Genomic DNA, 22,905 nt, shown 5'->3' with positions numbered 1-22,905 from the left:
AAAAAGGGAGGGCATGATACCCGCTCTGGATGACCGGATAAAGGCTGTTTTGGATAAATTCTGAACAGCCGATTCCTTAGTTCTTACAGTTGGAAGACGAGCGGCACTTGCGCCTGGCGCTCCGCGCGAGCGGGTGGGCGTAGCGGCCCGGCGGCGACCGGCGAGGTCTTTCCGGTCACTCCGGGGAATGGAAGCTCAGGCTGTAGTTCACCGCCTTCGGACCCGGGTCGAGGATGTCCAGCGACACGTGGATCGGTACCTGCGGTGGCATTTCCGTTCGTCCGGCCAGCTCGCCGCCGAGGTACTCGCCGGGCTTGAAGCGGCGATTGGCGATGAGGTGGCCGTTGAGGTCGGCGAAGCGCAGTTCCAGCAGCGGGAACGGCTGCGAGAAGCTGGCGCGGTTGTAGATGATCGCGTCGACCACCAGCGCGCCGCTGAATTCGGGATGGCTGCGGACCACCAGGTTGCTGCTCCTGATCTGCTCCACGTCGACCTTGGAGGGAAGGGTGCAGCCGATTTCCGGGCAGAGCTGGGCGAACCAGGGGCGATAGGCGTCCTGGCGCGCCAGCTCGTCGAAATGGTAGGCGACGTACTGAGCGGCGAGACCGCCCAGCGCCAGCAGGATCAGCAGCAGCCAGCCGAGACGCCGCGGCCATTGGCGCCGGGGCTTCTCCCAGGCCAGTTGCAGCGGCTCGTCGCGCAACTGGTCGAGACTCTCGACCGGCGCCTCGTCCGGCTTGCGGGCGCTGCCCAGGGGCGCGACGGACTGTTCCTCGGCGCTTTCCTCGTCGTCTTCATCCAGGGCGCTCAGTCCGTGGCGGCGCTTGCCGAGGCTGGGCTCGTCGTCATCGTCCTCATCGAGGCTGAGGCGAAGTTCCGGCGGATCCTCGGCGCGGCGCAGCGGCACGAAGGATACCCGCTCTTCCGCCAGCGGTTCGCCGAGGCTCGGTTCCTGGCGCGGGTTGCCGCGCGCCGGCTGGGCCGGTTCGGCATCGGCGATCAGCGCCTCGGCCCAGCGTTCGTCGTGTGGATCGCGTTCGTCGTCGCGGCGCGCCAGCAGGCTCTCCGCCGGTCGCGGGGCCTTCTCGATGCTGGAGAACTCCTGGTTCAGCTCGAATTCGTCGAGCTTGGCCAGTTCCTCGTCGAGGTTGAGGCTGTCCAGGTCGAGGTCGTCATGGATCCACAGGGTTTCGTCGCGCGGGCGCGCTGCCGGGGGCGCGGCCGAGGTGGCGGCCGCGACGCTGGGCGCGGGTGGCGGAGCGGCGGCCGGCTTCGCTTCGGCTGCCGAAGGAGCGTTCGCGCGCGGCGCGCCACCGACCTGGTGTTGCAGGGCGTTGAAGACTTTCAGGCAGGTGCCGCAGCGGACCGCGCCATTGGCGGCGCCCAGTTGCGCGTCGTTGACGCGGAAACTGGTGCTGCAATGGGGACATTGGGTGATGACGCTTTCGCTCATGCGGCGATCCGTAGGAAAAATCCGGCGGCTAGTCTACCCCAAGCTTCTTGCACGAAGGCAGTGGGGCGGGATCAGTGGTGGCTGGCGGTGCGCCATCAATCGGCGCGGCGGCGGCCGCTGATGCGGATCCAGCCTTCGCGCTCGGCGGTCGGGTCGAGATCGAAGTGTGCGGAGTAGGCCGCGCGGACCTCCTCGGCCTGCTCGGCGAGGATGCCGGACAGCGCCAGCAGGCCGCCGGGACGTACCAGGCCGGTCAGTTGCGGGGCGAGGGAAACCAGCGGGCCGGCGAGGATATTGGCGACCAGCACGTCGGCCTGTCGCTGCGGCAGCTCCGCCGGCAGGTAGACCGGGAACCGCGCGGTCTCGATACCGTTGCGCGAGGCATTGTCGCGCGAGGCTTCCAGGGCCTGTGGATCGATGTCGGTGCCGACCGCCCGTTCGGCGCCGAGCAGCAGCGCGGCGATGGCGAGGATTCCCGAGCCGCAGCCGAAGTCGAGCACCTGCCGGCCGGCCAGTTCCTGGCCGTCGAGCCATTCCAGGCACAGCGCGGTGGTCGGGTGGGTGCCGGTGCCGAAGGCCAGGCCCGGATCGAGCAGCAGGTTGACCGCGTCCGGCTCGGGGGCGGCGTGCCAGCTCGGCACGATCCACAGGCGGCGGCCGAAACGCATCGGCTGGAAGTTGTCCATCCAGCTGCGCTCCCAATCCTGGTCGGCGATTTCCTCGACATGGTGCTCGGGCAGGTCGCCGCCGGTAAGCAAGGCGAGGTGGGCGAGCAGGGCGGTCTCGTCGATGTCCGCTTCGAACAGCGCCAGCAGGTGGGTGCGCGACCACAGCGGGGTGGTGCCGAGGTCCGGCTCGAAGATCGGCTGGTCTTCGGCGTCCATGAAGGTCACGGAGACGGCGCCGACTTCGAGCAGGGCGTCTTCGTAGGTTTCGGCCTGTTCCGGGGTGATGGCCAGGCGAACTTGTAACCAGGGCATGGGGCGACCTCTGTTGCGGCTGTAAACGAAACGGGCCGCCCAGGGGCGACCCGTTTTCCACCGCGCAAGCTTACTTGAGGCTAGCCGGCGCTGCCACTCTCTGCCGTGGCCTCGCCGCGCAGTTGCGCCAGGCCGCGATTGGCCAGGTGGCAGGTACCGCCGCCGAGCACCGCCGGCAGCAGCAGGTTGAGCAGCGGCACCAGCGCCAGAAGCAGTATCAGCAGGCCGAACAGCAACAGGCTGCCGCGGCGAGCACGAAGCACGGCGAGCTGCTCGCCGGCATCGGCCAGCCCGGCCAGCGTGGCGGGCAGCAGGAAGCGGATGTTCAGGTAGGCCAGCGCCAGCAGCAGGAGTACACCGTTGTAGAGCGGAACCAGCAGGCCGACCAGGATCGATCCGGAAACGCCCAGCCAGGGTGCCAGGCGGAAGCCGGCGGCACGCCACAGCGAGATCCTTTCGCCGGAGGCAGGTGCCAGTCGCGGGTAGCGTTGGCGGACCTGTTCCTTCAGTTGTCCGAGCAGGCCGATGCGTAGGCCCAGGCGGATGCCGAAGACGATGCTGGCGGCGTACAGGGCGACAAAGAACAGCGCGGCATAGCCGACGAAATAGAACGCCAGTTGCGCCAGTCCCGCCAGGCCGTTGAAGGCCGCCAGCGGATCGAAGTACGGGCCACCGCTGCCGGCCTCGATCAGCGAGCCGCTGGGGATCAGGGCGAAGTTGGCCACGCTGAATGCCGTGTACAGCGCGGCCCAGCCGCAGAGGCGGATGATCGGTTCGAAGAAATGCACGAACAGCCAGGTGCACAGCACGCTGACGAGAATGCACAGGCTCGCGGAGCGGAAGAGTGCGGCGGGTTGCAGGCTTTCCCTGAAACCCAGGGCGAAGCAGGTCGCGGCCTCGGTCGCGGCGGCCAGCGATTGGCGGTACCAGCGGCGGATGCGTTCCATGCAGGAGTCCGGTGGTGGAGGGGCGACGAGGATAGCACCGTTGGGGCGGCCGGCAGGCGGAAACGACAAGGGCCGCCCGGAGGCAGCCCTTGTGCGCAGCGACTGACGGATCAGTGCTTGTCCATACCCAGTTTCTTCTCCAGGTAGTGGATGTTCACCCCGCCCTTGCAGAAGGCGGCGTCGCGCACCAGGTCCTTGTGCAGTTCGGTATTGGTCTTGATACCGTCGACGATCAACTCGTCCAGGGCATTGCGCATCCGCGCCAGCGCCTCGTCGCGGTCGGCACCGTAGGTGATGACCTTGCCGACCAGCGAGTCGTAGTTCGGCGGTACGCTGTAGCCGCTGTAGAGGTGCGAGTCGACGCGCACGCCGTTGCCGCCGGGGGCGTGGAAGTGCTTGACCTTGCCCGGGCTGGGCATGAAGGTCTTCGGGTCTTCGGCGTTGATCCGGCATTCCAGCGCATGGCCGCGGATGACCACGTCCTCCTGGCGGATCGAGAGCTTCTCGCCGGAGGCGATGCGCAGCATCTCCTTGACGATGTCGACACCGGTGACCATCTCCGATACCGGGTGCTCCACCTGCACGCGAGTGTTCATCTCGATGAAGTAGAAGCGGCCGTTCTCGTAGAGGAACTCGAAGGTGCCGGCGCCGCGGTAGCCGATCTCGATGCAGGCCTGGACGCAGCGGGCGAAGACTTCCTGGCGGGCCTTCTCGTCGATGCCGGGGGCCGGCGCCTCTTCGATCACCTTCTGGTGGCGGCGCTGCAGGGAGCAGTCGCGGTCGCCGAGGTGGATGGCGTTGCCCTGGCCGTCGGAAAGCACCTGGACTTCCACGTGGCGCGGGTTGGTCAGGAACTTCTCCAGGTAGACCATCGGGTTGCCGAACGCCGCGCCGGCCTCGGTGCGGGTCAGCTTGGCCGACTTGATCAGCTCGGATTCGTCGTAGACCACGCGCATGCCGCGCCCACCGCCGCCGCCGGCGGCCTTGATGATCACCGGGTAGCCGACCTCGCGGGCGATCGCCAGGGCGGTCTCTTCATCTTCCGGCAGCGGGCCGTCGGAGCCCGGCACGGTGGGGACGCCGGCGCGCTTCATGGCGTCCTTGGCCGAGACCTTGTCGCCCATCAGGCGGATCACCTCGGCGGTCGGGCCGACGAAGGTGAAGCCGGAGCGTTCGATCTGCTCGGCGAAGTCGGCGTTCTCGGCGAGGAAGCCGTAGCCGGGGTGGATCGCGGTGGCGCCGGTGACCTCGGCCGCGGCGATGATCGCCGGGATCTGCAGGTACGACTGGGTGGCCGGGGCCGGACCGATGCACACCGATTCGTCGGCGAGCGACAGGTGCATCAACTCGCGGTCGGCGGTGGAGTGTACCGCCACCGTCTTGATCCCCAGCTCCTTGCATGCGCGAAGGATGCGCAAGGCGATTTCGCCGCGGTTGGCGATCAGCACTTTTTCCAACATCGCAGGTTCCCCGCGGCTTAGACGATGGTGAACAGCGGCTGGTCGAACTCAACCGGCTGGCCGTTCTCCACCAGGATCGACTCGATGGTGCCGCTAATTTCGGCTTCGATGTGGTTCATCATCTTCATGGCTTCGACGATGCACAGGATGTCGCCTTTCTTCACGCTCTGGCCGACTTCGACGAAGTTGGCCGAGGTCGGCGAGGCGGCGCGGTAGAAGGTGCCGACCATCGGCGAGCGAACCACGTTGCCGTTCAGCTTCGGAGCGGCCGGGGCGCTTTCCGCGGCAGCGGCGGCCGGAGCGGCGGCTGCCGGCGCCGGCGCGGCGACCGGAGCGGCGAAGGCCGGAGCCTGTGCGTACACCGGCTGGGCGGCGGTCTTGCTGTGGCGGCTGATGCGTACCGACTCTTCGCCTTCGCGGATTTCCAGCTCGTCGATACCGGACTCTTCCAGCAGCTCGATCAGTTTCTTGACTTTACGAATGTCCATTAGCGCTAGCACTCCCAGTGAGGTCAGGGGCGTTGAAGTTGTTCAAGGGCGGATTCCAGGGCCAGGCGGTAGCCTGTGGCGCCGAGACCGCAGATCACCCCTACCGCCACGTCGGAGAAGTAGGAGTGATGCCGGAAAGGTTCACGTTTGTGCACGTTCGACAGGTGCACTTCGATGAATGGGATGCTCACCGCAAGCAGCGCGTCACGTAACGCGACGCTGGTATGGGTGAATGCCGCCGGATTGATGATGATGAAGTCCACGCCTTCGTCGCGCGCGGCATGGATCCGGTCGATCAGTTCGTATTCGGCGTTGCTTTGCAGATGCAGCAGGTGGTGGCCGGCTTCGCGGGCGCGGCGCTCGAGGTCCTGGTTGATCTGCCCGAGGGTGGTCGAACCGTAGGTGCCGGGCTCGCGGGTGCCCAGCAGGTTCAGATTCGGCCCGTGCAATACGAGGAGGGTCGCCATTGTCTTGTTGATTGTCCTGTACAGGCTGCAAACGGCAAGCGGGCACTATGCCGGAATTTCCGTATGACTGTCCAGTCACTGTTAGATTGCAGTAGATCGCCGCATGTTGACCGGCAATTGCGGCAGAAGTATGTCAGCGCATGTCACTGCCGGGTAGCGGCCCGGCGCAGTCGTTCGGCGAGCCCGGCGGCGTCGATCTCTCCGATGACGCGCAAGTCGCTCCATTCGTCACCGCCCGGGGCGAAGAACAGGATCGCCGGCGGACCGAACAGGTTGTAGCGGTCCAGCAGGCCGCGCTGGGCCGGGTTGCTTTCGGTGATGTCGAAGCGCAGCAGGCGGTAGGCCGGCAGTCGTGCCTGCACCGTGGGATCGGTGAGAACCTGGCGCTCGATGACCTTGCAACTGATGCACCAGTCCGCATACCAGTCCAGCAGCACCGGCTTGCCGGCCTGGCGTGCCTCGGCCAGGGCGGCGTCCAGCTGCGCCGGGGTGGTCAGGTTCTGCCATTCGCCGGGCGTGCTCGGTGGCCCGGCGTGGATCGACGGCACCGAGCGGCCCAGCGGATGGATCGGGTCCGACTCGCCCTGCAGGGCGCCGATCCAGGCGGCCACCGCGTAGGTCAGGAACATCAGGCCAAGCAGTTGCAGCAGGCGGCGTGCGGCGCTCTTCGGGGTGAATTCGAGGGCGCCCAGGGCCAGGCCGGCGCCGCCGGCGAGCATGCCCCAGAGCATCAGCGCCACCGGGCCGGACACCACCCGCTCCAGCAGCCACACGGCGACCGCCAGCAACAGCACGCCGAAGGCGTTGCGCACGCCGTTCATCCAGGCTCCGCTCTTGGGCAGCAGGGCGCCGCCGCCGGCGCCGAAGACCACCAGCGGCGTACCCATGCCCAGGCCGAGGGCGAACAGTTGCAGGCCGCCCCCCCAGGCATCGCCGCTGGCGCTGATATAGAGCAGCGAGGCGGCCAGCGGGGCGGAGACGCAGGGCGAGACCAGCAGGCTGGAAAGCACGCCGAGGGTGGCCGCGCCGAGGATCGAGCCGCCGCGCGCATCGCCGGCCAGGCGGTCGAGCGGTTCGCGGATGAAGCCGGGCAGGCGCAGCTCGAAGAAGCCGAACATGGCCACGGCGAACAGCGCGAAGAACGCCGCGAATGGCACCAGTACCCAGGGCGACTGCAATTGCGCCTGGAGATTGAGGCTGGCGCCGAACATGCCCATCAGCGCGCCGAGCAGGGCGAAGCAGAGCGCCATCGGCAGCACGTAGGCGAGCGACAGGACGAAGCCGCGACCACCGCCCGGCCGGCCGCGCAGGACCACTCCGGAGAGGATCGGCAGCATCGGCAGCACGCAGGGGGTGAAGGTCAGGGTCAGGCCGGCGAGGAAGAAGAACAGCAGGCTGCGCTTGCCCTTGTGCTCGAGCGGGCCCTTGCCGGCCGCGTCGCTCGCGGCTGGCGTCGCGGCACCGCCGTCGATGTCGAAGCGCCTGGTTTCCGGGGGGTAGCAGAGGCCCTTGTCGGCGCAGCCCTGGTAGGTCACCACCAGGGTATAGGGCTGCCGGGCCGGGTTGTTCAGGGGAATCTCCAGGTCGACGATGTTGTAGTAGACCTCGGTATCGCCGAAGTACTCGTCGTGGTGCTGCTTGCCCGCCGGCAGTTGCACCTGGCCGAGGCTGACCTGGGCTGGCTCGACCTTGAACTGGAAGCGGTGGCGGTAGAGGTAGTAGCCCTCGGCGTTGACGAAGCGCAGCAGCACGTGCTGCGCGTCGCTGCGCTCGACGCTGGGCTTGAACGCCTGGTCGACCTTGAGGAAGTCGCCGCCATCGAGGCCGCCGCCGAGGGAGGCGCCGGGACGGCTGTCGAACAGGCCCGCGCCGGCGGGCAGGGCGACCAGCAGGAGGATCAGGGTCAGCAGGCGGCGCATGGATATCTCGTCGGATCAAAAGCCGGAATGATAGCGGAAAGCCGGGCCCGATCGAGCCCCGTGCGGCTGATCAGGTCCTGCCCCGGTTCCGCTGAGCGGTATCCGACCGGTCCGAAGCCAGACGGTTCCTCTGGCGCCTTGCGGCACGTCGCCGCAGGGTCACAGGCGGAAGGCCTGCACCGTGGTGCGCAGGTCGCCGCCCAGTTGCCGCAGTTGCTCGCCCTGTTCGCGGCTATGGCCGATCAGCCGCAGGTTTTCCCCACCCAGGGCGTGGATACGTTCGCTGTGCGAGCGAATCTCGCCGACCGCCTGGCTCTGCTGGGTCGAGCCTTCGGCGATGCGTTCGGCCATCACGCCGATGGTATGGATCGCGGCGACCACTTCGTCCAGTGCGCCCTCCGCCGCGCCGGCCTGTTCGGCGGTGCGTTCGGCATGCTCGACCTGGCTGCGCATGGCCTCCACCGATTGCCGCGCGGCCTGTTGCAGGCGGCCGATGAGCTGCTGGATCTCCTCGGTGGCGCCGGCGGTGCGCTGGGCCAGCGAGCGGACTTCCTCGGCGACCACGGCGAAGCCGCGGCCCTGGTCGCCGGCGCGGGCGGCCTCGATGGCGGCATTGAGGGCGAGCAGGTTGGTCTGTTCGGCGATCGAGCGGATCACCGTCAGCACGCTGCCAATGGTCGCCGACTCCTCGGCCAGGCGCTCGATCGACTGGGCGTTGCCCTGCACCTCGTCGACCAGCTCGCGCAGGCCGCCCAGGCTCTCGCCGATCACCCGCTGGCCGTGCTCCACTGCCTGGCCTGCGCTGCGACTGGCGTCGGCGGTCTGGCTGGCGTCTCCGGCGACCTGCTGGATCGCCGCTTCCATGTCGCCGAGGGCGTCGCGGATCTGCCCGGTATCGCCGGCCTGGCGCTCGACCCCGGCGTGCAGGCCGCTGCTGACCTCGGCCAGGGTCTGGCTGCTGCCGGCGACCTGTTCGGCGCGGCGGTGGATCGCGCCGACCAGCTCGGCGAGGAAGCTGCGCAGGCGGTTCAGCGAATCTTCCAGGTTGCGCAGGTCCTCGGTGCGGGTACGCAGGGATATGGGGCGCGAGAAGTCGCCGTCGGCCCAGGCCGAGAGCGCCGGCACCAGTTGCCCGAGGACCCGCGCCAGGCGCCTTTGCAGGCTGTCGATGGCGAGGGCGATGAGCAGGATCAGGGCGATCATCCCACCCTGGATCAGGCGTACCTGGCCTTGCAGACGCTGGCGCTCGCCGCGCACCTGCGGCTCCAGGGTGGCCAGGGCCTGGCGCACCGCGTCCAGTTTGGCGCCGGTGTCGGCGGACAGTTGCTGGCGACGCTCGATCAGGTCGCGGGTGCGGCGCAACTCGTCCGGATAGCGTTGCAGCAGGCTGGCGAGTTCGCGCCGCAGCGCCACGCCGCGGTCTTCGGCATTGCCGGCGCCAGCCTCGGCGTCGCCGGCCAGCCCCATCATGGCGGCGAAGTCGTCGCTGGCCGAGCGCTGTTCGTCGAGCACGCCGAGCAGCGGCAAGGCCTCGATCCGCCCGGCCTGCTCGCGCAGGTTGGCCAGTTCGCGCTCGACGTCGCCGGCCAGGGCCGGGTTGGCGCTTTCCACCAGCTTGGCGCGGGCCAGGCTGAGGCGGGTCAGGTGCAGGCTGGCGAGCAGCAGCGGGGTGCGGTAGGCGCCGGACTGGGGCTGCCCCGCCGCGGCGTCCAGGTAGGCGGACCATTGTTCCAGGTTGCCGGCGAGGTCGCGCTCGGCCTGTAGCAGCAGGCCCTGCGGGTCGCCGGCGAGCTTGCCGGCGGCGAGCAGGTCGCCGGCGCTGAATTCGTGCAACTCCACGAGGCTTGGCGCGAGGGTCCGGGCGAGGTCCGGTGGTAGCTCCGGCAAGGCCTCGGCGAGGCTTTCCAGGGCCTGCAGCGCGGCCTGCTGGCGCACGGCGTCGCCGCTGCCGAGGTACTGGCGGACGTTGCGCGCGACCTGTTCGTCGAAGCGCTGCGACAGCTCCAGGTACTGGTCGAGCAACTGGAACGGGCGCTCCATGGCGCGTTGCGACCACCACAGGGTGATTCCCAGGGCGAGGCAGACGGTGAGCAGGAGCAGGGTGTTGAGATTGGTGAGTTGCTTGAGGCGCATGGCGGGTCTCGTCCGACTACGGAGCGGCGAGACCGCAGGTTATTTCCGTTTGGTTACCGGGTGATGACAAAGAGCCATTACCGGGCGTCGGGACGATATACCTCGATCCGGTTGCGTCCGCCGTGCTTGGCCCGGTACAGCGCTTCGTCGGCCTGCTTGGCCATGCTCTTGATATCGAGGTCCGGGGTCAGCTCGGCGATGCCGCAACTGAAGGTGCAGCGCAGGTCGGTCGGTTGCGCCGGGTAGTGGATCTCGGCGAAGCGCTGGCGAATCTCGTCGAGCACCAGGCGCGCGGCGTCCAGATCGGTGTCCGGAAGGACCACGGCGAACTCCTCGCCGCCATAGCGGCCGATGTGGTCGGTCTTGCGCAGGCGCTGCTTGAGAAACAGCGCCAGGCCCTTGATCACCCGGTCGCCCATGGGGTGGCCGAAACGGTCGTTGACCTGCTTGAAGTGGTCGATGTCGAGCATCGCGAAGCTCAGCGGACGGCCATCGCGACGCGCGCGCAGGCGGGCGTCCTCGAGCAGTTGCAGGGTATGGGTGTGGTTGTACAGGCCGGTCAGGCTGTCGCGCACCATCCGCGCCTTCAGGCTGCGCGCGCGGCTGGCGCGGGTGCGCACGGTGGCGATCAGGTGGCGCGGGCGGATCGGCTTGGTGAGGAAGTCGTCGCCGCCTTCGCTCATGGCGTCCAGCTGCTTGTCCAGGTCGTCCTCGGCGGACAGGTAGATGATCGGCACGCTGACGTGGCGTTCGTGCTGGCGGATCACCTTGGCCAACTCGGTGCCCAGGCACTCGGGCATGTACATGTCGAGGATGATCAGGTCGGGCTGGAAGTCGCTCAGCTCAGCCATCACCGACAGCGGCTCGGTGAGCGCGCGGGTGATGATCCCGGCGCTGTTGAGGACCATCTCGGTGTGCAGCGCCTGGGCCCGGGAGTCGTCGACGATCAGTACCCGGTAGGGTTCGTAGAAGCTCAGGCGGCTGAGGGTCTCGATCTTTTCCAGCACGCTGGAGGCGTCCAGGGTGCCGGTGAAGAATTCCTGGCCGCCGGCGCGGGCTGCGGCCAGGCGGGTCGGGGTGTCGGTCTCGCTGTCGCTGAAGAACAGCACCGGCAGCTTGTGTTCGAGGCCGGCCTGGGCCTCGCTGGCCAGTCGCAGGCCCATGTCGGGGCCGGCGAAGTCGACTTCCATGACGATCGCCGCCGGGTAGCGTTCGCGCATGCTGGCGCGGAAGGCGTCGGCGGTCTCGCAGCTCAGCGCCTGCAGACCGAAGAACTCCAGTTGCTGGGCCAGGCGCTCGGCGCGTTCGCGGTCCTTCAGTGCCAGGTAGACCGGTTTGCGCAATGGCGGCAGGACGGTGTGCTCGAGCTGGTCGCCATGCCGCAGGCCGGTGCGCGACAGGCGCTGCATCAACTGGTTGAGTTCGCTGATCGACTCGCTGGAAAGCCGGCCGCGGTTGGCCTCGACGACGTCCAGGGTACGGTCGATGGCACCGGCCAGCTGGGCATGCTCGGCTTGCTCGAAGCGTTCGGCGTAGCGCTGCAGGCGCAGGGTGGCGTCGGCCAGTTCTTCCATGCCGTCGCTGTTCCACTCCGCGCGGGTCAGGCGTTGCCAGACCTCCAGAACCTGGCGCGCCTGGTTGATCACTCGCTGGGCGAAGTGGTGCTTCAGGCGGTCCAGGGTCGGGTCATCGTGCTCGGTCATCATGACGCGCTTCTTTCGTGGTCTTCGCGGCAGAGCGTCGCTGCGAATGATGGCTCTATGCTATCACCTATCGCCATGAAAGCCAGCGGCCGTTGGGCGGCTGACGAGAGGAGCCTTTTCTTTTCCAAATGTCATCCCCACCTGTTGGTGGGTGCCTTTGTGCGACGGACTACGGCATGCTTATGCCTGTTTCGGAAAATTCTCACTGAGCATTCCGGCACAAAACCGGCTTCCACTACGCTGAAAGCCGACGATGCCGAGGTTTTCGGCGTCCTGGAAGGGTTGGCGCTTGGCACGGAACGCGTTCGCCATGGTCCAATCCCCCATCTATCGAGCTGTTTTAAGGACCCTTGCCATGCTGGACTGGAAGAAGCGTCGTGGGACCATGCGCGATCGCGTGGACAATTCCGTGGATGATGTGCGTACCTACTTCGGCGGCCCCTGGCTGGTGCGCGTGGTGGGAGGCCTGCTGGGCGTCTACCTGCTGGTGGCGATGCTGGTCGGCTGGTACTGGAGCCAGGAACCCGACCTGTTCCCCGTGCAGCAGGACGCCCAGGCCGCCGCCGAGCGCGCCGGGCGGCAGATGGTCACCGGCTACACCACGGTGGAGACCCTCAAGGAAGTGGTCGACACCCTGCTGACCAAGCCGGGCGGCTACATCTCCAACGACATCTTCCCGCCGGGCATCTGGATGGACAACATGCCCAGCTGGGAGTATGGCGTGCTGGTCCAGGTGCGCGACATCAGCCGGGCGCTGCGCAAGGACTTCGCCCGTTCGCAGTCGCAGTCCACCGAGGACGCCGACCTGGCTCGCGCCGAGCCGCGCTTCAACTTCGACAACAAGAGCTGGGCGCTGCCGGCGTCCGAGTCGGAGTACCAGGAAGGCATCAAGTCGCTGGACCGCTACCTGGCCCGCCTGTCCGACCCGAACCAGCCCAACGCGCAGTTCTATGCCCGCGCCGACAACCTGAACAACTGGCTGGGCGACGTCGCCACCCGCCTGGGCTCGCTGTCCCAGCGCCTGTCGGCGAGCGTCGGCCGGGTCAAGCTGAACACCAACATCAAGAACCCCGAAGAAGTACAGCCGGGCGAGGCGCCCAAGGTCGAGGAAGTGGTCCAGGAAACCCCCTGGCTGCAGATCGACAACGTCTTCTACGAGGCCCGTGGCCAGGCCTGGGCGCTGTCGCACCTGCTGCGCGCCATCGAGGTCGACTTCGCCGACGTGCTGGCGAAGAAGAACGCCACGGTCAGCGTGCGGCAGATCATCCGCGAGCTGGAGGCCGCGCAGGAGCCGCTGTGGAGCCCGATGGTGCTGAACGGCAGCGGCTACGGCATCCTGGCCAACCACTCGCTGGTGATGGCCAACTACATTTCCCGCGCCAACGCCGCGGTGATCGACCTGCGCCAGCTGCTTTCCCAGGGCTGACCCATGGCCGCGCCGATCAGCGCCGAAGAGGTGGCCCACCGGGCCGCCTCCGACGCCGAACTCATCGCCTGGGTCGACGAGCAGGACCGCCCGCTCGGTAGCCTGCCGCGCGCGGAGCTGCGCGAGCGCGGGCTGATCGGTCGCGGCACCTTCATCCTGCTGTTCAACTCCGCCGGCGAGCTGTGCGTGCAGCGCCGGACCCTGAGCAAGGCGGTCTATCCGGGGTACTGGGACCTCGCCGCCGGCGGCATGGTCCAGGCCGGCGAGCCCTACGCCGACTCCGCCGCCCGCGAACTGGAGGAAGAGCTGGGAATTCGCGACGCGGTCCTACGCGAACATGGCCGCTTCTTCTTCGACGAACCGGGCAACCGGCTTTGGTGCGCGGTGTTTTCCGCCGTCTCCGATGCGCCCTTGCGTCTGCAGGCGGAGGAAATCTCCGAAGCACGCTTCATCCGTCCCGAACTGGCGCTGGAAGAGGCTCGCAGCCTGCCGTACTGCCCCGATTCCCTGCAGGCGTTGCGCCTGTACCTGGATGCCTGAGCCGCGGATGTCGCCATTTCACCGATCAATGGCGCATTTTCGCTCTTAGCATTTGCTCGCAATGCTGCTAAATTGCGCGACCTTTTCGGGCGGTCCCCATGCCGCCCCTGCGCAGCCCCTGCCTGAGTGGGGCGTCGCGGTCGGCTCCCGCCGGCCATCGTTATTGACCTGGCCCGTCGAGGCCATTCTGGGGGAAACGCCCGGTGGTCAAAAAAGCTTCGTCCCTGTCCGCCCTCGGCGGGCTGGTGTATTCCACGGATGGCGGCCGGCATTGCCCGGACTGCCAGCAACCCAAAGACGCCTGCATCTGCGGGCAGGCCGTAGCGCCTGTCGGCGACGGGATCGCGCGCGTGCGCCGCGAGACCAAGGGCCGCGGCGGCAAGACGGTGACCACCATCAGTGGCCTGCCGCTCGCCGGCGATGCGCTCAAGGAGCTGGCCAGCGCGCTGAAGCGGCGCTGCGGCACCGGCGGCAGTCTCAAGGACGGCGTGGTGGAGATCCAGGGCGAGCATGTCGAACTGCTGATCGACGAACTCCTCAAGCGCGGTTTCAAGGCGAAGAAGTCCGGCGGCTGACCGCGTTCTCCCCTGCAGAGAGCGGGCAGGTCCGGCACCGCGAAGGCCGCACCAGCCCTTTCCCTAGATGGGAGACTGCGGATACCCGCATGAGCGGATTTCCTCGGCTTTCCTAAACTACCGCCCAGTGTGGCGGTCAACACGGCAACGTCACATCCTCCGGCTAGCCTCCACCACAGGCGTGCCGGCCCAGGGCCATCCGGAGATCCCGGCGCCCGCCCGACCCCGAACATTGAGGAGATCACCGCGCATGGCCGCTCGACGGACTCGCAAAGACGATGGCAGCAACTGGACCGTGGCCGACAGCCGCGGCGTATACGGCATCCGCCACTGGGGTGCGGGTTATTTCGCCATCAACGATGGCGGCAATGTCGAAGTGCGTCCGCAGGGCGCCGACTCGACGCCCATCGATCTCTACGAGCTGGTCGGCCAGTTGCGCGAGGCGGGCCTGAGCCTGCCGCTGCTGGTGCGCTTCCCGGATATCCTGCAGGACCGCGTGCGCAAGCTCACCGGCGCCTTCGACGCGAACATCGAGCGCCTCGAATACCAGAGCCGCTATACCGCGCTGTATCCGATCAAGGTCAACCAGCAGGAAGCGGTGGTGGAGAACATCATCGCCACCGAGAACGTCTCCATCGGCCTGGAGGCAGGCTCCAAGCCGGAACTCATGGCGGTGCTGGCGCTGGCCCCGAAGGGCGGCACCATCGTCTGCAACGGCTACAAGGACCGCGAGTTCATCAAGCTGGCGCTGATGGGGCAGAAGCTCGGGCACAACGTGTTCATCGTGATCGAGAAGGAATCCGAGGTGCAGCTGGTGATCGAGGAGGCCGCCAACGTCGGCGTGCAGCCCCAGGTCGGCCTGCGCGTGCGGCTGTCCTCGCTGGCTTCGTCGAAGTGGGCAGATACCGGTGGCGAGAAGGCCAAGTTCGGCCTTTCCGCCGCCCAGCTGCTGTCGGTGGTCGAGCGCTTCCGCCAGGCCGGTCTCGACCAGGGCGTGCGCCTGCTGCATTTCCACATGGGCTCGCAGATCGCCAACCTGGCCGACTACCAGCACGGCTTCAAGGAAGCCATCCGCTACTACGGCGAGCTGCGCGCGCTCGGCCTGCCGGTGGATCATATCGACGTCGGCGGTGGCCTCGGCGTCGACTACGACGGCACCCATTCGCGCAACGCCAGCTCGATCAACTACGACATCGATGACTATGCCGGCGTGGTGGTCGGCATGCTCAAGGAGTTCTGCGACGCCCAGGGCCTGCCGCATCCGCACATCTTCTCGGAGAGCGGCCGGGCGCTGACCGCGCACCATGCGGTGCTGATCACCCAGGTCACCGACGTCGAGCGGCACAACGACGACGTGCCGAAGATCGTCGATCTCGACGAGCAGCCGGAGATCGTCCGCTGGCTGGCCGAACTGCTCGGCCCGACCGATGCCGAGATGGTCACCGAGACCTACTGGCGCGCCACCCACTACATCGGCGACGCCGCCGCGCAGTATGCCGACGGCAAGATCAGCCTGGCGCAGAAAGCCCTCGCCGAGCAGTGCTACTTCGCTATCTGCCGGCGCCTGCACAACCAGCTCAAGGCCCGCCAGCGCTCCCACCGGCAGGTCCTCGACGAACTCAACGACAAGCTCGCCGACAAGTACATCTGCAACTTCTCGGTGTTCCAGAGCCTGCCGGATACCTGGGCCATCGGCCAGGTGCTGCCGATCCTGCCGCTGCACCGCCTGGGCGAGGAGCCGGATCGGCGCGCGGTACTGCAGGACCTGACCTGCGACTCCGACGGCAAGATCACCCAGTACGTCGACGAGCAGAGCATCGAGACCAGCCTGCCGGTGCACGAGGTGAAGGAGGGCGAAGACTACCTGATCGGGGTGTTCCTGGTCGGCGCCTACCAGGAGATCCTCGGCGACATGCACAACCTGTTCGGCGACACCGACTCGGTGAACGTCTACCAGCGCACAGACGGCGGCATCTATCACGCCGGCATCGAGACCCACGACACCATCGAGGACATGCTGCGCTACGTGCACCTGTCGCCGGAGGAACTGATGACCCTCTACCGCGACAAGGTCGCCGGGGCCAAGCTCACCGCCCGCGAGCGCAACCAGTACCTGGATGCGTTGCGCCTGGGGCTGACCCGCTCGGCGTACCTGTCCTGACTGGCTAGCCCGTCGGCGACGGGAAGCGAACCAGGCAATGGCCGGCTGGCGCGAGGCGCCCGCCGGCCATTTCGTTTCAGATCCTGCTCGTTATGTGGGAATTCCGCGCAACCCCTTCATTTCCGCTTCCCTGCCGGCGGTGGACGTCGGCGTGGTTGCCTGCTGTGTCCGGCGGATAACGCTTCGCGTCATTCGTCCTACCCGTGGGGGGAAGGGCCGGACTTTTTCAGCGGCTCCTGGATGCTCCGCGCCTCAGAAGTACTTCAACCAGGCGATATCCCGCCGCCGCGCCTTGAAACCGGCGAACCAGTGCACCGCCGGGTACAGCGCCACGGCCAGCAGGATGCTGCACAGCCATAGCGCCGGCACCGAGGAGAAACCGAAGTAGTCGCCCCGGTTGGCGCCCCAGATCGCCAGCGCCAGCAGGTACAGCAGCTTCAGTAGGTAGAGATGCAGCAGGTAGAAGAACATCGGCGCTCCGCCGAACGCCACCAGGGCCTTGCCGCGACCGCTCCAGTCCAGGCGTTCGAACCAGGCCAGGAGCAGCAGGCCGATTCCCAGGGTGAGGGCGAGGAACAGCAGCGACGGCGGATACTTGGTGACGTTGAAGAAGCCCATCAGGGTGATCGCCGGCGTCTCGCCGAAGGCCCAGGGTTTCTCGCCATAGCCGTTGAGCAGGCGCAGCAGGATGAAGCCGAGCAGCAGCCCGCCACCGCCCGCCAGCAGGTAGCGTCGGCGCGTGGTCGCCGGCGTGGCGCCGCTGAACCAGTTGCCTGCGGCATAGCCCAGGGCGATCACACCGATCCACGGCAGCAGGGGGTAGGAGGTGCGCAGGCGCAGGGCGTCGCCCGCTTCGATCCAGCCGCGGTCGTGGAGCACCGCCCACGGCAGGTGCCAGGCCGAGCCGGGAGCGAAATGCAGCGGATCGAGCAGGTTGTGGCCGGCCACCAGCAGCACGCCGAGCGCCGCGAGCAGAGGGCGCGGCAACCAGAGCAGGGCGGCCAGGGCGAGCATGCTCAGGCCGATCGCCCAGATCACCTGGAGGTAGATCACCGTCGGCGGCAACTGGAAGGTCCAGGCGAAGTTCACCAGGGTCAGTTCCAGCGCCACCAGGAACAACCCGCGCTTGAACAGGAACGCCGAGACCGCCCGGCGTCCCTGGTGCTTCTCGCCGTAGAGGAATGCCGACAGGCCGGTGAGGAAGACGAACACCGGCGCGCACAGGTGCGCCAGGGTGCGGCTGAGGAACAGCGCCGGCTCGGTGCTGGCGACGTCCATCGGGTCGCCGACCTGGCGGTGCAGGAAAAAGGTCTCGCGGACATGGTCGAGCAGCATGAACAGCATCACCAGGCCGCGCAGGGCGTCGATGCTGTGCAGGCGGGAGGAATTGGAGATGGAGTTGGGCATGGCTGGGCTGGTCGTCGGAAAAGAGGGATGAGTATCACAGCCTGGCGGCGAGAAGCGAGATAGAGCCGGGCATTGTATTGCGAGGCCGGAATCGAACTGGTAGCGTTATAGTATATCATTTCTTTTCTGGTGCGATTTCCCATGAGAGTCAGTGTGTCGCTTGTCCTCGGTGTCGGCCTCGGTTGCAGCAGTCCGGCGCTCTGGGCGGAAACGGAAAGTCCCGCGGAGCTGGAGGTCCTCACTGTCACCGCCGAAGCGGAGCGCGCGGAGGGCCCGGTGCAGGGCTACCGGGCCAATCGGTCGGCCAGCGCGACGCGCACCGACACCCGTATCGAGGACATCCCGCAAGCCATCAGCGTGGTGCCGCGCCAGGTGCTCGACGACCTTGACAGCGCTCGTATCGAACGGGCGCTGGACTTCGCCGGCGGGGTCTCGCGGCAGAACAACTTCGGCGGCCTGACGATGTTCGAGTACAACGTCCGTGGCTTCACCACTTCGGAGTTCTACCGCGACGGCTTCAGCGCCAACCGCGGCTATATGAACGCCCCGGACAGCGCCACCATCGAGCGCGTGGAAATCCTCAAGGGACCGGCCTCCAGCCTGTACGGGCGCGGCGATCCCGGCGGCACGGTGAACCTGGTGACCAAGAAGCCCCAGGCCGAGCGCTTCGCCCGCTTGCATGCCAGCGCCGGCAGTTGGGACCGCTACCGCTCGACCCTGGACCTGAACACGCCGCTGGACGAAGAGGGCGACCTGCTCTACCGGATGAACCTGGCGGTGGAGGACAGCAAGGGCTTCCGCGACTACGCCGAGGGCCAGCGCCTGCTGGTGGCGCCATCGTTCAGCTGGCAACTGGACCCGGACACCTCGTTGCTGGTGGAAGCCGAGGTGGTGCGCAACCGCCAGGTCTTCGACCGCGGCACCGTGGCGCCGCACAACCACCTGGGCAGCCTGCCGCGCTCGCGGTTCTTCGGCGAGCCGGACGACGGCAAGATCGACAACAACAACGAAACCCTCCAGGCCACCCTGCGCCATCACTTCAACGAGCAGTGGAGCCTGCGCCTGGCCAGCCACTACAAGCATGGTCACCTGGACGGCTACGCCTCGGAGAACTCCAGCCTCGCCGCCGACGGCTACACCTTGCGCCGGGAGTACCGCTACCGCGACTTCGAGTGGCACGACAGCATCACCCAGCTCGACCTGCTCGGCGACCTCCATACCGGCTCGATCCGCCACCAGTTGCTGATGGGCCTGGAGTACGAGCGCTACCACAACGACGAACTGATCCTGCGTAGCATCCCGTCGCGCAACCCCTATGCCATCGACATCCGCCGGCCGGTCTACGGCCAGCCGAAACCACCCTTCGGACGCGACGACCGCAACCACGAGGAAGTCGACGCGATGGCGCTCAACCTGCAGGACCAGATCGAGTTCAGCGAGAAATGGCGCGGCCTGCTCGGCGTGCGCTTCGACCGCTACCGCCAGGACATGAACGCCACGCGCCTGAACAATGGCCGCTTCCGCGACACCAGCTCGCAGCAGACCCAGCGTGCCGCCACCCCGCGCATCGGCGTGCTGTACCAGGCGACCCCGGAGGTCGGCCTGTTCGCCAACGCCTCGAAATCCTTCAAGCCCAATGGCGGTACCGACATGGCCGGCAAGGCCTTCGACCCGGAGGAGGGGCGCGGCTACGAGGCGGGGGTGAAGCTCGACCTGCTCGATGGCCGGCTGGGCATGACCCTCGCCGCGTTCCACCTGAAAAAGAAGAACGTGCTCACCGCCGACCCGAGCAATCCCGGTTACCAGCAGACCGCCGGCGAGGCGCGCAGCCAGGGCTTCGACCTGCAGTTCAGCGGCCAACTCACCGAGCAGTTGCGGCTGATCGGCGCCTACGCCTATATCGACGCCGAAGTGACCAAGGACGAGAACATCGCCCGTGGCAGCCGCCTGCTCAACGTGCCGAAGCACAGCGGCAGCCTGATGGGCGTCTACGAGTTCCGCGAAGGCTGGCTGCACGGCGCCGACGCCGGCGCGGCGGTCAACTATGTCGGCGAGCGCGCCGGCGACAGCAGCGACAGCGGCTTCGAACTGCCGGCCTACACCACCGTCGACTTGCTCGCGCACTATCCGCTGGCGAGCAATGCGACCCTCGGGGTGAACGTCAACAACCTCTTCGATCGTCGCTACTACGAGCGTTCCTATAACAACGTCTGGGTCGCCCCCGGCGAGCCGCGCAACCTGACCATGAGCCTGACCCTGAACTACTGAGCCCTCTACCGCCGCCAGGAAGCCATGCCATGCAAGGACGCACACCGCTGCTGGAAACCCTCCGCGAACTGGAATGCGAGATTCGCCTGCTCACCGTCTATGCCCGCGAGTGTTGCGGCTGCTACGAGATCCTCAGGCGCAAGCTCGACCGTCTGAGCGGACTGATCGGGGAGGATTGCAGCCGGGCACAGTGGCAGGCCGATTCGGACGACCCTGCATTGCAGGCGCTCGGCCTGCGCCTGCGCGACGCGGCGGTGCAGGCCCTCTGCGAACTGGAGAAGCACCTTTGCCAGGGCGTGCTGCATGAACCCGGCGAGATGGGCCGCTACCTGGGTAGCCTGCTGGAATCCATCCGCGGCGAACTCGACAGCGCCGGGATAGATGCCGATGCACGGGTCCTGTTCGTCGGCTCCGGTGCCCTGCCGACCTCGGCCCTGGTGCTGGCGCGGGAGGTCGGCGCACATTTGTGCTGCCTGGACATCGACGAGGAGGCCCTGGGCTATGCCCGCGAGATCGCCCGCTGCCAGGGGCTGGAGGCGCGCATGCAGTTTTCCTCGCTGCCGCCGGCGGAACTGGCGTTTTCCCGCGATGCCACGCATTTCCTGATCGCTTCGCTGGTGCAGCAGAAAAGCGCGGTACTGGCGCAGATCCGCCAGGTCATGCGCGCCGACGCCAAGGTCCTGCTGCGTCACGGCAGCGGCATCAAGGGACTGTTCAACTACCCGGTTGAGCCGGCCGAACTGGAGGGCTGGCAGGTTTGCGCGGAGCGGGTCAGCCAGCCGCTGTACGACACCCTGATCCTGGAGAAGGCCGGTCGATGAACGCCGCTGATGAGAGCCTGGGCAACGTCCTGCTGGTCGGTCTGGGCGCGGTGGCGATCCAGGTCGCGCTGGACCTGCGCCGCCACGGTGCCGGTCGCCTCGGCGCGCTGAACCATCCCGGCCGGCGCAGCCAGCGGATCGCCGAGGCCCTGGCGCGCGGCGCCTGCCTGCAATTGGAAGGGCAGGGGCAGCATCGCTGGCTGTCCGGCAACGCCGCGTTGGACGTCTTCCACCAGGACCCCGCTGAGCTTCGCGACGATTGGCAGACCCTGGTGCTCTGCGTGCCGGCCGACAGTTACCTGGACGTGGTCCGCGGGTTGCCCTGGGAGCGACTCGGCGGGGTGCGCACGCTGCTGCTGGTGTCCGCCTTCATCGGCGCCAACCTGCTGGTGCGCAGCGCCCTGCCGGCGGGGTGCCAGGCGACCGTGCTGAGTCTGTCCAGCTACTACGCGGCGACCAAGGTGATCGACGAGACACAACCGCTGCGGGCCCTGACCAAGGCGGTCAAGCGCAGGGTCTACCTGGGCTCCAGCCGGCCGGACTGCCCGGCGCGGGAGACCTGGCGGCGAGTCCTGGCCGGCAGCGGGGTTGAGGTAGTACCCCTGGCGACGCCGGAAGCGGCGGAGGGCCGCAACGTCACCACCTACGTGCACAGTCCGTTCTTTCTCGGCGAGTTCGCCCTCGCCCGGATACTTTCCGAGCAGGGGCCGCCCGGTTTCATGTACAAGCTCTACCCGGAGGGACCTATCACCCCCGGGGCCATCGGCGCCATGCGGCGGCTGTGGTGCGAGCTGAGCGAACTGTTGCGGCGGATGGGCGCCGAGCCGTTGAACCTGCTGCGGTTCCTCAACGACGACAACTACCCGGTGCACGAGACGATGCTGCCGCGCGCGGCCATCGACGGCTTCGCCGAGGCCGGCGCCGAGCGCCAGGAATACCTGCTGTTCGTGCGCTACGCGGCGTTGCTGGTCGATCCGTTCTCTCCGGCCGACGAGCAGGGTCGCCACTTCGACTTTTCCGCCGTGCCGTTCCGCCGCGTCAGTCGCGACGAGGATGGACTCTGGCGGCTCCCGCGGGTGCCGCTGGAGGACTATCGCAAGCTGGCGCTGATCGTCGCGCTGGCCGCCCACTTCGACCTGGCCATGCCGCAGGCGCGCAGCCTGCTGGCGAGCTACGAGAACGCCGTGTCCCGATTCATCGATTGCCAAGGAGCGAGCCAGTGCCATCCAAGCCTGTATCCGATCGACAGCCGTCCGGCGGCGGACGCCATCTATCGCCAGTGGTGCTCGACCTGCTGAAGAGCGGGGTGCTGCTGGCGGTGCTGGCGTCCTTCACCTTCAGCGTGATGAACGCCCTGGTCAAGGAAGCCAGCGCCACCCTGCCGGCTGCCGAGATCGTGTTCTTCCGCAGCGCCATCGGTACCCTGCTGATCTACCTGCTGATGCGCCAGGCCGGTGTCGCCCTGTCGCGCCAGGGCGTGCCGATGCTGCTGGTGCGCGGGGTGATGGGGGCGCTGTACCTGGTCTGCTATTTCTACGCCATCGCCCACATCCCGCTGGCGGACGCGAGCATCCTGGCGCACATGTCGCCGTTCTTCGTCATCCTCTTCTCCGCGCTGTTCCTCGGCGAGCGGATTCCCCGGGCGGTCTATTGGCTGTTGCTGGTGGTGGTGCTCGGCGCGCTGATGATCGTCAAGCCGTTCAGCTATTCCAGCTACTCGGTATACGCCGTGGTCGGCCTGCTCAGCGCGGTGTTCGCCGCCGGTGCCTCGGTGGCGATCCGCCAACTGAGCGCGCGGCACCATACCTACGAGATCGTCTTCTACTTCCTGGCGGTGGCCACCCTGGTGGCCATCCCGCTGATGTGGAACGACTTCGTGGTGCCGGCGACGCTGCGCGAGTGGGGGCTGCTGCTGGCCATCGGGGTGGTGTCGCTGCTCGGCCAGGTGTTCCTAACCCGCGCCTTCAGTCACGAGAGCGCGACCATCGTTGCGGTGACCCGCTATATCGGCATCGTCTTCAACGCCGGCTGGGGCTGGCTGTTCTGGAGCGAGGTGCCGGACGCGCTGACCATCGCCGGCGGCGTGCTGATCGTGGTGGCGTGCATCGCGCTGTCGCGGACGAAGAAGGGCTGAGCCTCCGGCGCGACCGGCTCCCC

The 22,905-nt window shown here is 67.5% G+C and carries 18 protein-coding genes; 8 read left to right on the top strand and 10 right to left on the bottom strand.

The annotated features are described in order from the left end of the window. Window positions 1-175: 175 nt before the first annotated feature. The 9 genes from LT948_RS07780 to gcbA all read right to left on the bottom strand — a co-directional run bounded on the left by LT948_RS07780 (window position 176) and on the right by gcbA (window position 11,553). Complete coding sequence (locus LT948_RS07780; protein ID WP_023092664.1) at window positions 176-1,453, bottom strand: DUF3426 domain-containing protein; 1,278 nt, start codon at window positions 1,451-1,453, stop codon at window positions 176-178. A 95-nt stretch (window positions 1,454-1,548) separates the two neighbouring features. Next, window positions 1,549-2,433: a 50S ribosomal protein L11 methyltransferase gene (prmA, locus tag LT948_RS07775; protein ID WP_023092663.1), complete on the bottom strand. Its 885-nt coding sequence runs from the start codon at window positions 2,431-2,433 to the stop codon at window positions 1,549-1,551. An 80-nt stretch (window positions 2,434-2,513) separates the two neighbouring features. Then, window positions 2,514-3,380: an EI24 domain-containing protein gene (locus LT948_RS07770; RefSeq protein WP_003112326.1), complete on the bottom strand. Its 867-nt coding sequence runs from the start codon at window positions 3,378-3,380 to the stop codon at window positions 2,514-2,516. Between the two features lie 110 nt (window positions 3,381-3,490). Further along, window positions 3,491-4,840, bottom strand: a complete 1,350-nt coding sequence (gene accC, locus LT948_RS07765) for an acetyl-CoA carboxylase biotin carboxylase subunit (RefSeq protein WP_003095391.1) — start codon at window positions 4,838-4,840, stop codon at window positions 3,491-3,493. A gap of 17 nt (window positions 4,841-4,857) precedes the next feature. Beyond that, on the bottom strand, window positions 4,858-5,328 hold the full coding sequence (accB, locus tag LT948_RS07760) for an acetyl-CoA carboxylase biotin carboxyl carrier protein (protein ID WP_023092662.1): 471 nt from the start codon (window positions 5,326-5,328) through the stop codon (window positions 4,858-4,860). A 23-nt stretch (window positions 5,329-5,351) separates the two neighbouring features. Next, a complete protein-coding gene (aroQ, locus tag LT948_RS07755; protein WP_003095385.1) occupies window positions 5,352-5,795 on the bottom strand; it encodes a type II 3-dehydroquinate dehydratase in 444 nt (147 codons plus the stop codon). A 143-nt stretch (window positions 5,796-5,938) separates the two neighbouring features. Beyond that, window positions 5,939-7,714 carry a protein-disulfide reductase DsbD gene (locus LT948_RS07750; RefSeq protein ID WP_023092661.1) on the bottom strand — a complete coding sequence of 592 codons (1,776 nt, stop codon included), beginning with the start codon at window positions 7,712-7,714 and terminating at the stop codon, window positions 5,939-5,941. A gap of 159 nt (window positions 7,715-7,873) precedes the next feature. Beyond that, window positions 7,874-9,847 carry a methyl-accepting chemotaxis protein CtpL gene (ctpL, locus tag LT948_RS07745; protein ID WP_023092660.1) on the bottom strand — a complete coding sequence of 658 codons (1,974 nt, stop codon included), beginning with the start codon at window positions 9,845-9,847 and terminating at the stop codon, window positions 7,874-7,876. Window positions 9,848-9,924: 77 nt separating this feature from the next. Next, entirely contained in the window at window positions 9,925-11,553 is a 1,629-nt protein-coding gene (gene gcbA / locus LT948_RS07740; RefSeq protein WP_003106227.1) for a diguanylate cyclase GcbA, read from the bottom strand. A 352-nt stretch (window positions 11,554-11,905) separates the two neighbouring features. Here gcbA and LT948_RS07735 point away from each other — a divergent pair, with 352 nt between their 5' ends. The 4 genes from LT948_RS07735 to speA all read left to right on the top strand — a co-directional run bounded on the left by LT948_RS07735 (window position 11,906) and on the right by speA (window position 16,252). Next, a complete protein-coding gene (locus tag LT948_RS07735) occupies window positions 11,906-12,976 on the top strand; it encodes a DUF2333 family protein (protein ID WP_003095371.1) in 1,071 nt (356 codons plus the stop codon). A 3-nt stretch (window positions 12,977-12,979) separates the two neighbouring features. Next, window positions 12,980-13,516: an NUDIX hydrolase gene (locus LT948_RS07730; RefSeq protein ID WP_003095369.1), complete on the top strand. Its 537-nt coding sequence runs from the start codon at window positions 12,980-12,982 to the stop codon at window positions 13,514-13,516. 203 nt (window positions 13,517-13,719) lie between these two features. Beyond that, window positions 13,720-14,091: a translation initiation factor Sui1 gene (locus LT948_RS07725; protein ID WP_003106225.1), complete on the top strand. Its 372-nt coding sequence runs from the start codon at window positions 13,720-13,722 to the stop codon at window positions 14,089-14,091. A 250-nt stretch (window positions 14,092-14,341) separates the two neighbouring features. Further along, window positions 14,342-16,252 (top strand): arginine decarboxylase, encoded by a 1,911-nt coding sequence (speA, locus tag LT948_RS07720; RefSeq protein WP_103119280.1) that lies wholly within the window; start codon window positions 14,342-14,344, stop codon window positions 16,250-16,252. A 252-nt stretch (window positions 16,253-16,504) separates the two neighbouring features. Here speA and LT948_RS07715 read toward each other — a convergent pair whose 3' ends face one another. Then, window positions 16,505-17,659: a DUF1624 domain-containing protein gene (locus tag LT948_RS07715; RefSeq protein ID WP_003112330.1), complete on the bottom strand. Its 1,155-nt coding sequence runs from the start codon at window positions 17,657-17,659 to the stop codon at window positions 16,505-16,507. Window positions 17,660-17,800: 141 nt separating this feature from the next. Here LT948_RS07715 and cntO point away from each other — a divergent pair, with 141 nt between their 5' ends. The 4 genes from cntO to cntI are packed head-to-tail and all read left to right on the top strand — an operon-like array spanning window position 17,801 to window position 22,882. Continuing rightward, complete coding sequence (cntO, locus tag LT948_RS07710; RefSeq protein ID WP_023092659.1) at window positions 17,801-19,927, top strand: pseudopaline transport outer membrane protein CntO; 2,127 nt, start codon at window positions 17,801-17,803, stop codon at window positions 19,925-19,927. Between the two features lie 29 nt (window positions 19,928-19,956). Beyond that, window positions 19,957-20,748, top strand: a complete 792-nt coding sequence (gene cntL, locus LT948_RS07705) for a pseudopaline biosynthesis protein CntL (protein WP_003095359.1) — start codon at window positions 19,957-19,959, stop codon at window positions 20,746-20,748. Next, a complete protein-coding gene (gene cntM / locus LT948_RS07700; protein WP_003095356.1) occupies window positions 20,745-22,046 on the top strand; it encodes a pseudopaline biosynthesis dehydrogenase CntM in 1,302 nt (433 codons plus the stop codon). Before cntL ends, cntM begins: the two co-directional genes overlap by 4 nt. Then, entirely contained in the window at window positions 22,028-22,882 is an 855-nt protein-coding gene (gene cntI, locus LT948_RS07695; RefSeq protein ID WP_003104336.1) for a pseudopaline transport inner membrane protein CntI, read from the top strand. Before cntM ends, cntI begins: the two co-directional genes overlap by 19 nt. Window positions 22,883-22,905 lie beyond the last annotated feature (23 nt).

The organism is Pseudomonas sp. CP-1, assembly GCF_021213715.1.
Lineage (GTDB): Bacteria > Pseudomonadota > Gammaproteobacteria > Pseudomonadales > Pseudomonadaceae > Pseudomonas > Pseudomonas aeruginosa.
This window is presented reverse-complemented; position numbering and strand designations above follow the sequence as displayed.

Coding starts and splice junctions, on each gene's coding strand:
- LT948_RS07780 (WP_023092664.1), bottom strand. CDS start 1,453: ATGAGCGAAAGCGTCATCACCCAATGTCCCCATTGCAGCACCAGTTTC.
- prmA (WP_023092663.1), bottom strand. CDS start 2,433: ATGCCCTGGTTACAAGTTCGCCTGGCCATCACCCCGGAACAGGCCGAA.
- LT948_RS07770 (WP_003112326.1), bottom strand. CDS start 3,380: ATGGAACGCATCCGCCGCTGGTACCGCCAATCGCTGGCCGCCGCGACC.
- accC (WP_003095391.1), bottom strand. CDS start 4,840: ATGTTGGAAAAAGTGCTGATCGCCAACCGCGGCGAAATCGCCTTGCGC.
- accB (WP_023092662.1), bottom strand. CDS start 5,328: ATGGACATTCGTAAAGTCAAGAAACTGATCGAGCTGCTGGAAGAGTCC.
- aroQ (WP_003095385.1), bottom strand. CDS start 5,795: ATGGCGACCCTCCTCGTATTGCACGGGCCGAATCTGAACCTGCTGGGC.
- LT948_RS07750 (WP_023092661.1), bottom strand. CDS start 7,714: ATGCGCCGCCTGCTGACCCTGATCCTCCTGCTGGTCGCCCTGCCCGCC.
- ctpL (WP_023092660.1), bottom strand. CDS start 9,847: ATGCGCCTCAAGCAACTCACCAATCTCAACACCCTGCTCCTGCTCACC.
- gcbA (WP_003106227.1), bottom strand. CDS start 11,553: ATGATGACCGAGCACGATGACCCGACCCTGGACCGCCTGAAGCACCAC.
- LT948_RS07735 (WP_003095371.1), top strand. CDS start 11,906: ATGCTGGACTGGAAGAAGCGTCGTGGGACCATGCGCGATCGCGTGGAC.
- LT948_RS07730 (WP_003095369.1), top strand. CDS start 12,980: ATGGCCGCGCCGATCAGCGCCGAAGAGGTGGCCCACCGGGCCGCCTCC.
- speA (WP_103119280.1), top strand. CDS start 14,342: ATGGCCGCTCGACGGACTCGCAAAGACGATGGCAGCAACTGGACCGTG.
- LT948_RS07715 (WP_003112330.1), bottom strand. CDS start 17,659: ATGCCCAACTCCATCTCCAATTCCTCCCGCCTGCACAGCATCGACGCC.
- cntO (WP_023092659.1), top strand. CDS start 17,801: ATGAGAGTCAGTGTGTCGCTTGTCCTCGGTGTCGGCCTCGGTTGCAGC.
- cntL (WP_003095359.1), top strand. CDS start 19,957: ATGCAAGGACGCACACCGCTGCTGGAAACCCTCCGCGAACTGGAATGC.
- cntM (WP_003095356.1), top strand. CDS start 20,745: ATGAACGCCGCTGATGAGAGCCTGGGCAACGTCCTGCTGGTCGGTCTG.